The organism is Streptomyces daliensis (assembly GCF_054782395.1).
In genome coordinates, this window is sequence record NZ_BAAGSO010000099.1 from 87,832 (window position 1) to 99,834 (window position 12,003).

The 12,003-nt window shown below is 75.0% G+C and carries 4 protein-coding genes; 1 reads left to right on the plus strand and 3 read right to left on the minus strand.

Annotation, left to right across the window (positions count from 1 at the left end; all coding sequences use genetic code 11):
* Positions 1-7: 7 nt before the first annotated feature.
* Both ACYVOO_RS26740 and ACYVOO_RS26745 read right to left on the minus strand, forming a co-directional pair.
* The gene (locus tag ACYVOO_RS26740) at positions 8-1,231 is read right to left on the minus strand and encodes an MBL fold metallo-hydrolase (RefSeq protein WP_461018257.1); all 1,224 of its coding nucleotides are present in this window, start codon (positions 1,229-1,231) and stop codon (positions 8-10) included.
* Positions 1,228-2,109 carry an SAM-dependent methyltransferase gene (locus tag ACYVOO_RS26745; RefSeq protein ID WP_461018258.1) on the minus strand — a complete coding sequence of 294 codons (882 nt, stop codon included), beginning with the start codon at positions 2,107-2,109 and terminating at the stop codon, positions 1,228-1,230. Before ACYVOO_RS26745 ends, ACYVOO_RS26740 begins: the two co-directional genes overlap by 4 nt.
* A gap of 704 nt (positions 2,110-2,813) precedes the next feature.
* On the opposite strand from ACYVOO_RS26745, the gene ACYVOO_RS26750 reads away from it, so the two are divergent.
* Positions 2,814-3,017, plus strand: coding sequence for a hypothetical protein (locus ACYVOO_RS26750; RefSeq protein ID WP_453347800.1), 204 nt, complete (start codon positions 2,814-2,816; stop codon positions 3,015-3,017).
* Between the two features lie 80 nt (positions 3,018-3,097).
* Here the strand turns inward: ACYVOO_RS26750 and ACYVOO_RS26755 are convergent, their stop codons facing one another.
* Entirely contained in the window at positions 3,098-11,695 is an 8,598-nt protein-coding gene (locus ACYVOO_RS26755) for a hypothetical protein (RefSeq protein WP_461018259.1), read from the minus strand.
* Between the last annotated feature and the right edge of the window lie 308 nt (positions 11,696-12,003).

The following is a 12,003-nucleotide window of genomic DNA, read 5'->3' on the forward strand; positions in this document are numbered from 1 at the left end:
GCTCTCCTCAGCCGCCGGAACCCAACCCCTCCATGGTGCCCGACCTGCCGCCCTCGGGGACGGGGCCCGTCGCCAGGGGCTCGGGGCGTCTGGCCAGCGCCTTCCACCAGGGGGCCGCGGGCAGGGCGCCCGCGGGCTCGTAGGACTCGCCCGGTCTGGGCACCGCCACGCGCACGCCCGACTCCTCCGCCGCGGCGACCGTCCGCTCGACGGGCTCCTCCCACGGGTGCGGGGCGAGGTTGAAGGTGCCCCAGTGGATGGGGAGCAGCACGCCGTGCCCGGGGCCGATCCCGGCGCCCGGCTGCGAGGCAGCGGGGCCCGCGAGGTCCAGGTGCGCGGTGACGCCCTCCTCGGGCGTCATATGGATGTCGGGCCAGTGCTCGCTGTAGGCGCCGATCTGGATCATCGTCGCGTCGAACGGGCCGTACTCGGCGCCGATCTTCGCGAAGCCCGGGAAATAGCCGGTGTCGCCGCTGTGGAAGACGCGGTGCACGGGCCCGGAGACCACCCACGACGCCCACAGCGTCAGCGCGCGGCGGCTCAGGCCCCGGCCGCAGAAGTGCCGCCCCGGGGTGGCCGTCAGGGTGAGGCCGCCGACGTGCGCCGACTCGTGCCAGTCCAGCTCGCGCAGCCGCGCTTCGGGCACGCCCCAGTGCTCCAGATGCGCCCCGACCCCGAGCGGCACGGCGAACACCGTCCCCGTACGGGCCAGCGCGCGGATGGTCGGCAGGTCCAGGTGGTCGTAGTGGTCGTGGGAGATCACCACGGCGTCCAGCGGCCCGACCTCGGACAGCGGCACCGGCATCGGATGGAACCTGCGCGGCCCCGCGAAGGCGAAGGGGGAGCAGCGCTCGCCCCACACGGGGTCGAAGAGCACCCGGTGGCCGTCGATCTCCACGAGGACGGAGGCGTGCCCCAGCCAGGTCACCCGGAGCCCCGTGCCCGGCGCCTCGTCGCGCTCGGCGAAGGCGGGGCGCACCAGCGGCGGGGCCTGCGCCGGTGACCTGCGCAGCCGGGTCTCACGGCGCAGCGATTCCCGCAGCAGGGGCACCAGGGCGCCCGGGGACATGGTCCTGGCGGGCTGCTCGTTGCGGAACTGGCCGTCGCGGAACTGCGGCGAGCGCTGGACGCGCTCCCAGCGCTCCCCGTAGGGCGCGGCACCGAAGGCGTCGGGCAGCAGCCGCCACCGTCCTGTGGCGCGGGGCGGTCTTTCGGCGGGTGCGGAGCTCATGGCTTGCGTGCGACTCCTCCGTACACGGACAGCTCGGCGTCGCTGACCTCTCGTTCCGGCACCACGGCCTCCTCCGGCTCGTCCGCTTCCCCGTCCTCGGCCACCGCACGGGGCTTGTACGCATCGTCCGTCAGATTCAGCTCGGGGCGCCACCTGTGGGCCACCACCAGGCCGGGTTCGACCAGCTCCAGGCCGTCGAAGAAGCGCAGGACGCCCTCCTTCGACCGCAGCTGGCCGCCGCCCGTGACGGACGACTCGTAGAACGTCGCGACCCGTGCCATGAGTTCCGGGTCGAGGTCGTCGGTGGCGTGCGTCAGCATGACGTAGCTGCCCGAGGGCAGCGCGTCCACGAGGGTGCGGACGATCTCGTACGCGCCGCGCTCGTCGCTGATCAGATGGAGCAGCGCGATGAGCGAGAGGGCGACGGGCTCGCCCAGGTCGAGGGTCTCCCGCAGCTCGGGCGACTCCAGGATGTCCTGCGGGCGGGTCACGTCGGCGTGGAGGTAGGCCGTACGGCCCTCGGGGGCGCTGTGCAGCAGTGCCTGCGCGTACTGGAGCACGATGGGGTCGTTGTCCGCGTAGAGGACGCGTGCCTCCGGCGCTACGGACTGGGCGACCTGGTGGAGGTTGGGCTCGGTGGGGATGCCGGTGCCGACGTCCAGGAACTGGCGGATTCCGGCCTCCGCGGCCAGCCAGCGGGTCGCGCGGTGCATGAAGGCGCGGTTGAGCTGCGCGCCGACGCGGACGGTGGGCCAGATCTCGGAGACCCTGCGGGCCGCCTCGGCGTCGGCCTCGTAGTTGTTCTTGCCGTTCAGCCAGTAGTCGTAGACGCGCGCTGAGTGCGGGGTGCTCGTGTCGATCTCGGGCGTCGGGGTCACTGCGCCTTCTCCATCGGTCGGTCCATCGGTCGGTTCGATGACAGGACGACAAGGGGGCCGTGCGAGCACGCTCTTCGGGTCTGCTCGCCGGGTACGTACACCGGCGCGCGGGCCATGGGAGCGCGCCCCCTGGGCGGCAACAGTGTGCCGCATGACGGGAGTTGGTCCGTACCCGCGGTGCCCGTGGGCCCCGGCGACGCTGTGACCTCGCGCGTCGCACCCGAACCGCCGTCAGTACGCGCCGGTGGCCGCGCGTTGGGCCGAACGGGTGGCAGGACGGATGGCAGGACGCGCGACGGGGCGAGCAGCCGGCCGGAACGAGACCATCCGGTAGCGGATCGCGGACCGCGTACGGAGTCGCCCGATCGGGGATGCGAAACGGTGACGTTCCTCACGCGCGCTCCCGGCCGCCGCGCGGTCCCTCGCGCGCGGCTCCGGGCGCGCGGCCGACGCGGCTTCACTCCCGTGAAAGCGTCACCCGCAGCACGTACAGCGCTCACATGGGCTGTCACCAGCGAGGATGAACGGCGTCGCCCCCGTGAGCCGCCTTCAGGCGTCCGTTCGCGACGGTCTCCGCGCGCCCCCGCGCGCCCGACTCCCCGGTGTACGAAGCCGCCTGACGGGTCGAACAGGGCTCTCGGTCATATGGCTGCGGCACGAAAATGGAATCGGCTGTTGTCAGTGCCGGGACCTAGAGTTCAACCATGCCCACTTCACCCGACCCTGTACCGGAGTCGGCCGCCCTGTCCCCGAATCCCCCCTTGCCCTCCGCCGCCGAGGCGAACGCCGCGCTGCGCGCCTTCGCCTCCGGACGCACCTCCTGGACCCCCTCGGCACTGGCCGAGCTGGACCGCCTGCGCTCGACGTGGCAGGCGGCCGTCCGCCGCGAGATAGTGCGCGCCGCCTGACCCGGGTCCGCCGCCGGGCCCGGCCCCGGCGGCGACGTGGAGCGCCGCACGGCGTGACGGCGCGTCCGGTCCGGTCCTCGTCAGCGCCGTGACCGCCGCCCGGGTGAGGGCGGCCCGTGGCCGGGGCCCGGCCGCTGCACGGCGACGGTGGCGGGCGGCACGGTCGCGGTGGCGGGCGGAACAGCCGCGGCGACGGGGCTGGTCCCTGCGACGACCGCCGCGTGCGGCCGACGCTGGGGGACGGCGCCGCCGACGGGGCTCGCGACCGGCGCGGATGCGGAGGCGGGAGCGGGTGCGGGGCTTGTTCCGAGGTCGGCTCCGGTGGCCTGTCCGTGCCCGTGGCCCGTCGGCTTCGCTGATGCCATCGTTGTCGCCGTCACCAGGCCGGTGAACCGCTCGCCCTCGGGAAGGGCGATACGGAAGTGGTCGTCGGACAGATGGAGCAGCACGCCGGGCGCCTTGGCCGCCGCGTCCTCGGGCACGTCCTTCGCACCCCTGGCGTCCTTCGCGTCCTTGGCGCCCTTGTCGTCCTGGCCCTCGTCCGGCGCCGAGGGCGGGAAGCGCAGGGCCGCGCCGTCCTTCGTCACGACGGTCACCGGAACGCCCAGGACCCGCGCCCCCAGCGCGGGCATCAGGTCGGCGGCGTCGTGGTCCCATGAGGCGCGCTCCTCGACGGCCGGGCGGTTCAGCAGGCGGTGGATGAGCGCGAGGCGCTGCCCGGCGGTCGGCGAGGTGCCGCGCGGCAGGTTGCCCGTCTCCGCGAACTCCTCCCGCTCCGCCTCCCCTCGCAGCGTGACGCCGCTGCGGGTGAGGTCGGCCGGGGTGTAGGTGTCGTCCGGGTCGAGCGCGGCCATGGCGGCGAGGTCGGCGTTACGGGGCTCGTCGAGCGCCTCGGCCAGCCGCTGCCGCACCGCGTCAGCGCGTACCGCGCCCCCCGTGGCCTCCGGCCGCGCGCCGGGCGGCAGCAGCCGGTCCAGCAGGCCGAGCCGGTCCGCGCCGTAGGCCAGCGCGTGGAGCAGGGAGGAGCCGTCGTGCGGTACGTCGTGCACCGTGTAGCGGGGCCCGCCGTTGGGTGCGGTCAGGGTGGTGGGCGCGTTTTTGTCCGCGTCCTTGTCAGGGGTGTCCACCTTGTACGCGGGCGGCGGCTGCGGCAGCCACGCGGGCACTTCGTAGGCGGGCACCTCTGGCTTCGGCACGCGGGCACCCCAACTTCCCCGTGCGGGCGCCGCTTCGGGGGCCGGTTCCGGAACGCCCTGGGCCTTCACGCCCTGGGCCTTCACCTCCGCGGCCTTCGCCTCCAGGGAGGCGCTGACGTCGGGGCCGCGCACCGGCGCGGGGGCGCGGTCGTGGGCGGGGAGGCGGTACCAGGCCGTCAGCCGCTCCGCCTCGGTCCGCAGCCTGTGCACGTCGGCCGCCGCCTCGTCGGCGCGGCCGTGCCACAGCGCCGTCTCGGCCGCGGCGCGCTTCCACTCGGCGAGCGCCGGGCCGTCCTTCTCCGAGCGGGTGAAGTCACCGGTCTCCCCTGCCCGGCGGGCCTCCTGACGCGCGCTCTCGGGCAGTTCGAGCCACGCGTGACGGACGGCGGCGCGCGCGGTGTAGTACGCGTCGTCGGCGTGGGAGAGCGCGCCGTACGCCTTTCCGAGCGTGTTCCACGCGTCGCCCGCCTCCTTGGGGAACGTGTCGCTGTTGATCAGCCCCATCCGCGTGGCGATGTCCTCGCGGACCCAGGCCAGCACCACGGTTTCGGTCTCAGCGCCGCGCGGCCCGCGCGGGGCGCCGCCGAAGGTGTCGCGTACGGCACCCGTGGCGGCGTTGTCGTGCAGGGTGCGGTGCACGTCGGCCACCGCGAGCCAACTGACCGGCAGCGCGAACAGCATGGCGCGCGGCGCCTCGACCTTGTGGGACCCACCGCGCGTGGTGTCCAGGCCGCCCTTGCTGACGGCGCCGTCGGGCGCGGCGTAGCCGGTTCCGGTGGCGCCGGGCACGACGGTGCCGGCGGGTGTGGTGCTGAGGAACGGGGTGGTGCCGAACTGGCCCTCGTGCGCGCCCGAATGGGACACGTCCTGGCCGCCGCTCTCGGTGTCGCGCCGCATCCCCTCCATGCGCGGGGCGTTCTCGACGGTGAGCAGGACGGCCTTGCGCACATCGGGACGCGCGTACAGGCGGATGTCGGCCCGTGCGGACTCGCCCAGCAGCCGGGGCGCGGCGATGCCGGGCAGTTGGTGGCCCTCGGGCCGCAGCGCGTGGGGCAGGAAGGCGGTCAGCCCGGTCTGGCCCGTGGCCTCCTCCATCGCGTGCGCGGTCTGCGCGCCGAGGTGGGTGAGCGGGGTGTGACGGGCCACTGCCAGCGCCTGCCGGAGGCCGTCGCCGCTCAACTCGCCCGCCGTACGGGCCCCGACGCCGTATGACTGCCCGGCGGCGAGGGTGAGCGCGTCGCGCACCTGGCCCGCGCCGAGCACGCTCACCGCGAGGAACCCGGTCTCCGGCGGGGTGCTGAGACCGCCGTCGTGCGTGCCGCGACGGCGCCACGCCTCGGGCCCGCCCGCGCGCGCGTCCTGGGCGCGCCAGACCCGTATCGCCTCCGGGGGCGACGGGACGTTCTCGGGCAGCCCCTGCCGCACGGCGTCGGCCTTCGTGGCAGTGGCGGTGCTGGTACCGGAGCCGGTGTCGGTGCCGGTCTCGGTACCGGCGTCGGGCCTGCCCTTGGTTCCGAGCGCCCCGGCGGCCCCGCGGGCTCCCCTGCGGGTCTCGGGGCGCAGCACGCTCAGGGGCATCAGTTCGCGCAGCTCGCCCACGGGGCTCGTGAACGTCTCGGGGCGCGCGTCCTTGCCGGCCTCCTCGACGGTCACCGTCAGGTCGTACTCGGTGATGACCTCGCCGTGCCCCTGCGTGGTCGCGATGTTCGGCATGCGCAGCGACGAGGTGCCCTCGCTGGTCTTGTTCTGCTGTGCGGACGAGGTGTTCTCCGCCAGGCTCGGCCCCATCGCGGCCAGTTCGCCGCGCCCGGCGAACGCGCTCTGGGCGACACCGGCGCCCAGGTCCCGCACGGTGTCCCGGGCGACGGACACCTCGCCGGAGACACCGCGCGTGCGGTAGTCCTCGAACTCGCAGCCCGTACGCACCCGCCGCACGGTCGTACGGCGCGGCGTCAGCTTGACGCGCACGTTCAACTGCCGCGCGCCGAGGTGCAGATGACGCAGGAAGCGGGCCTGGCTGCCGTGCGCCCGCACCGGCACCGTGACGCCTTCCCCCGTCAGCTCGATCAACTGGCCGTTGAGCGCGTCGGGGCCCAGTGCCTGGAGGACGGCGTCCCTGTCGTCGGACCGCACGCCGAGGCTCCGCAGCCTCGGCAGCAGCCGCTCGGCCACCGGGCTCGCGTCGAGGCGGCCCAGCGGGTGCGAGAAGAAACGGTTCCCCTGCGCCCATCCGGGCAGCCGGTAACCGCCGGCCGTGTACTGGGGCGTCGTCGCCGGGAGCCCGTCGGGCGCGAGGCCGGTCTCGATCGCGTCCGGCATGGGGACCTCGATGAGCACGCCGTCCGCCACCCGGTGCTTACGGCCTGCGGCGTGCGGCGTGCGGAGCGACGCCCCCGGGTCGGGCGGAGAGGCGGCCGGGGCGTCGTGCGAGGTGCCCCGCAGCCGCTCGGCGCCGCGCCACACTCGGTCCTTCGTACGGCGCAGCGCGTCGACGGAACGCGTCCCCAACAGCCCGAAGGCCGCGCTCCAGTGGGCTCGTACCGCGACGCGCTCCTCCACGTCCGCGCTCACGAGGTACATGCGGCCTGAGGGCGACAGCACCGTGTCCCGGCCCGCGCTCTGCGTCAGCGAGCGCGTGACGGTGCGGCCCGCGCTGATCTGCGCGGCCGAGGAGTACGAGCCGAACACGGGTCCGTGGCCGTCGTCGTGCTGGTGCATGTAGGCGCCCTGGAGACCCCCTGTGACGCGCGTCGACCGCGCCGCCGCACCGATGATCCGGCGCTCGGCGCCCGTCGTCAGCTCGGTGCCGTGCCGTTCGGGGTCTCCGACGACGACGGGGTCCGTGACCTCACCGTGCACGGCCGCCTTGAGGTAGTGACTCTGGTACGGGCCGCTCGCGTTGAGCGCGGTCAGGCGCATGCCCCAGCGGCCGAGCACCTGGCCCAGATGCCCGGTGACGGTGTTGTCGGTCAGCGCCCGGCCCAGCGCCGTGCGCAGCGGAGCCGCCGGGGTGGCGGTGTGCCAGGAGCCGCCGGTGGCCTCGTCGGCCGCCTCCAGGCCGAGTTTCTCCCTGAGCCTGCCGCCGTGCGCTGAGGCGACCGCGACCGGACGGCTCATCAGCTCGCGGATACGGGCCGCCTCCGCGGTCTCGTTCCTGGGCACGGACCAGGGGCGGTCCACGAGGCGTTCCGCCTCGTCGGGCGTCAGGTGCTCGGCCTCCTTGGGCGCGGTACGCGCCGGGGCGGCCGTCGCCGGGACGCCGGTTGCCTGAACGCCCGTCGCCGGGACGCCCGTCGCCGAAGCGGGCTTCGCCGGAGCCGTCGTCCGCGCCTTGGCGTCCCTGGCGTCCCTGGTGTCCCGGGTGTCCCGGGCGTCCCGGGCGTCCCCGGCCTCGGATGCCCCGGTCGGCGCCCGGCCCCGCACACGGGCATTCGCCGGGGAGCGCGGGGCGCTGTGCGCGGAGGGCGCGGCCAGCACGACGTGGCCCAGCGTCTCCTCACCGGCCTCCAGCAGCCGCCTGCTCTCCACGGGCGAGACGGCGAAGCCCATGCCGAGCACCCCCAGCGACATCAGCCGGGCCCAAGCGCGGGGCCGACGGTAGCCCTCGACGGTGGCGCCGAGCGACACGTCGTAGCCGTAGAGGTGCGAGGGCCCGGTGGAGGCGCTGACGCTCTCACCGTGCAGCACCACACCCGACTGGGTGCTGCGCTGGATCTGGCCCCCGGCCCGGAGGCCGATCCCGATGGTGCCGATGCGGCCGGGCCAGCCGGTCACTTCCGACTTGTCGTGGGAGCGCGGCGAGATGCCGACCTCGGCTCCGGCCGCCGCGGCGATCGTGGCCTGCGTCGACTGCTCGCCCCGCTCGCTCGTCATCACGGAGGTGCGCAGGGTCCGGTCGTACGAGGTGCCTTCGTAGCGCCGCCCCGTCAGCTTGGCCGTGAGCGCGACGGAGAGGTGGCCCCGGCGGAAGGTGTGCGGGTCCTCCAGCTCGATCCGTACGCCCGTCGTCGACAGCATCTCCAGGCTCTGTTCGAGGGTGTGCCGGTCCGAACCCTCCATGACCTGACGGGTGTTGGCGAGCGCCTCGCGGACATGGCGACGGTTGCCGAGCGCCGCCTCCGACGCACGGCGGCCCCGCATCACCTGGGAGAGCCACGACCCTCGGGCGCCCTCCTCCCAACTCGCCGCGATCAGCTCGGGGTAAGCGCGCTGGAGCGACGCCATGACGGAGTCCACGTATGTGTCCATCACCGCGCGCCCCGCACCGGGCGGTTGCGCGGACAACTGCGCTGAAGGCTGCGCGGGAGGTTGCCCGGGGGGCTGCGGGGTCTGGATCGCGGGGGTGAAGCGCTCGGCGCGCGTCTGGCCGAGGTGCCGGGGGTGGTTGCGCGTGAGGTACTCGGGCGCCGACGGCGCCTCGGTCCGCAACCTGCTGCCGTCGTCCCAGCCGCGCAGCCGCCGCGCCTCGGCCTCGCTCATCCAGTCCAGCGTGACGACGCGGAACGGCCGCGCCTCGGAGGAGGGCTCGCCCGACCTGCGCAGGTGCAGCGTCTTCTCCACCCGGTAGAGCGCGACCGGCGTACCGGCCTTGACCCGTCCGGCCAGCCTCCTGGTGACCGTGCTGCCGACGTAGTGGCTGCGCTCCAGCGCCGCGTCCAGCCGCCCGTACGGGCCGCCCTGCACCCGCACGTCCGTGCCGAGGTTGACGAAGTCGTAGTTCGGTCCCGCGGTCAGATAGACGGCGAGGTTCGTCTCCCGGCCGCTGGAGCGCTCGTTCTGCCTGCCGGTCTGTACGAGGTCGCGCAGGTCCACCTTCGTGGCCTCCGTGACCAGGGTGGCCCGGGTGTTCTCCAGTCGGTCGAGGACGAGATGGCCGAGCGGCGTACGGCGCCATCCGCGCGTCAGCTCGGGTCCTGTCACCCGTCCTGAGAGGCGCGGCAGCAGCGTCTCCAGCCGCGCGGGGCGAAGGAAACCGGTCAGCGAACGGTGCGCCGAACTGCCGGGCCGTACGCCGAACTTCGCGAGCGCCCACTCCTCGGGGCGGTCCAGCAGCAGCATGCCCTCGCGGTGGGAGACGACGTAGCCGTCGGTGGCGGGACGCGGGGTGCTGTGGGCGTCGTGGGCGTCGTGTGTGTCGTCGGTGGCGCGGAAGTCGATGACGGCGGGCGCGTGGCCGCGCCGTCCCGGGGCGGTGAGGCTGTCGGGCAGCCGCCAGGACAGCCCGTCGCGCACGGCGAAGCCGGTGTCGGCGACCGGGGTCCGTATCCAGGCGGGCGCGTCGGCGACGGGCGTACGGGCGGCGGACGTACCGGTCTCCGACGTGCCCGTGCCGGTCTCCGGCCGTGCGTCGGACGGGGCGCCCGGCGCGGGCGGGGTGGCGCGGGACCCCTTGGGGGCCTGCGTCAGGTGCGCGACGCGGACGCGGAAGTACACGTCGTCCAGGTGCAGGTGCGAACCCTCGGCGTACCGGACCTCGGTATGGCTCAGCCCCTGGTTCGAGGTGTAGTACCCGGACTTGTGGTCCCGCCCGACGGCGAGACCGAACTTCACCAGCCAGTCGTTCGGCGGCCCCAGGCTGAACGTCAGCGGGATCCGCCAGGGCGAGCCGAACGACTTGCCGCCGCCCGTGTTCGCCTGCGCGCGCTGGTGCTGGTCGAGCCTGGTCTCCTGCGAGGCGCCGTCGGTGAACCGCTGCCAGCGGTGGTACGGGACGGCCTCCACCGCCACCTCGTACGCCTCACCGGAGCGGGCGCGCATGACGAAGCGGGAGCCGCCGGAAGCGGTGAAGGACGCCGCTTCCGTGCCGAGCCTGCGCACCAGTTCCATACGGTCGAAGCCCGCCGCCACCCGCGCGGGCAGCCCGGCGACGATCTCGTCCGCGACGCTCTCGCGCCCCCGGAACCTCAGCTCGCCGCCCGCGAAGAAGACGGGGCTGCCGCCCGCCGGGTTCGAGTCAGCCCGCGCGCGTGCCGCCGCTTCCGCTTCCCGTTCCGTCTCCGGCGCCGCCCAACTGGCGGGCCTGCTCGGCACATGGGCGTGCAGGAAGTCGGGCAGCCGACTGCCGTCGGCGAACCGCACCGACCGGGGCGGGGGCCCGGGGGGCAGCGCGGCCGGGCCTTTCACGAGGCGCGGCTGCCTGGTCCTGTCGAGTTCCGCCTCGACGGTGCGCGGGCCCTGGTCCCCGGCAGCGGGGGCCGGAGCGGGCGTGGGCGGGGGCGTGGGTGCCGGAGCAGGAGCAGGAACGGGGCTTGTTCCGCTTCCGCGCTCAAGCGGTGTCGGAACCGGCGTCGACGCCGGTCTCGGTCTTGGTCTCGGCGTCGGCACCGGTCTCGTCGCCGGGGCCATATCGGCCCTCCGCTTCGGGACTTCGCCGGTCCCGGTTGCGCCCTCGTACAGCTCGGCCGCTGCCGTACGCGCGACGTCCAGCCGGTGGTAGGCGTCCCGCAGCGCGGCGTCCCCCGGGGTACGTGCGGTCCCGCGCACCGAGGAGGCCGCCTCGCCCGCGTCCCACCGCGCCGCCGCGCGGGGTTCCCGCGCCCTGACGGTCTCCACCGCGTCCAGCGCGTCCAGCCACTCCGTGAGTGCCGCGTCCCAGGCACCGGCAGCACCCGCGCGCTCCGGTACGGCCTCCCCTTTGGGCACGGCCGGCGTGGGCGTGGGCCGCGGCACGGGCATGGACGGAGGCATGGGTATGGGCGTGGCGGTCATGGCCGGAGGTGCCGTGACCGGAGCCGTCGGCGGCGACGCCGTGAGCCCTCGCCCATCGGACCTCCGCGTCGAGGGCCCGGCGACCGGCGTCAGCGCCTGATAGCGGTCCCGCCCGTTGTAGTAGACGTAGAGCCGTCCGCCCCGCGCGCCCTCGTTCAGGCGGAGCGGTCCCGACCCGTCGGACACGACGGTGAGTTCGACGCCGAGCGTGCGGGCGATCAGGACCGGTACATGGTCGCCGAACGGCGACGACCACAGATCCGGGTGCTCGACCGCGGCGACGGCGAGCCCGTCGTTGCCGAGCCGGTTCGCCGTGGCCGGGTCGGGGGCGATCCGCGCGAGCCGCGGGTAGGGGCCCGCTTCGAGGAGGTGCCGCCACACCTCCCGGTCGTTCGCGCGTACCCGTTCGGCGATGAGGTCCCAGACCTCGGCCTCGGCCTCCCGCGCCTCGTCCGGCACCGTCCCCGCGGTCCCCGCCGTCCCGGCCCCGCCCGGTCCGCCCGGACCGCCAGGCCCGCCCGACCGCGCCCGGTGCCACTCCCGCAGGTCGTCCAGGACGACGTCGACGGGGCTGCGCGGGTCGTCCACCTCGGTCCCCGGACGCGGCTCCCGGCCATCGGACAGCCGCCCCCGTACGACGTCGCGCAGCGCGGGCACGTCGAGCTGCCATGTCTCCGGCGCGATGCCCTGCGCGGAGGCGCCCGACAGCACGGCGCCGAACAGGCTGTCGTGGTCCGTCCGCACCGGCCGCAGGGCGAAGCTCCTGCCGTCCACGGCGGCCGTCGACGTCCCGTCAGGACGCCGGGTGACCTCGACGCGGACGGGACCGGATGCGGGGACGGGGGTGGCCCCGGAGACAGGGGCGGGACCGGATGCGGGGACGGGGGCGGGCGGCGACGGAGGGGGCACGGGCCGAGGGCCGTGGGAGCCCGAGCCTGCCGACCCCGACCCTGCCCACACGTACGGGCGGGCCGCGGGTGGGAGCGCCGAGCGCGCGTCGAACCGCCCGTCGCCGGAAGCCGCATCCGAAGTCGCGCCCGCAGCCACACTCGCCTCCGTATCCCTGCCAGGTCCCGCGCTCC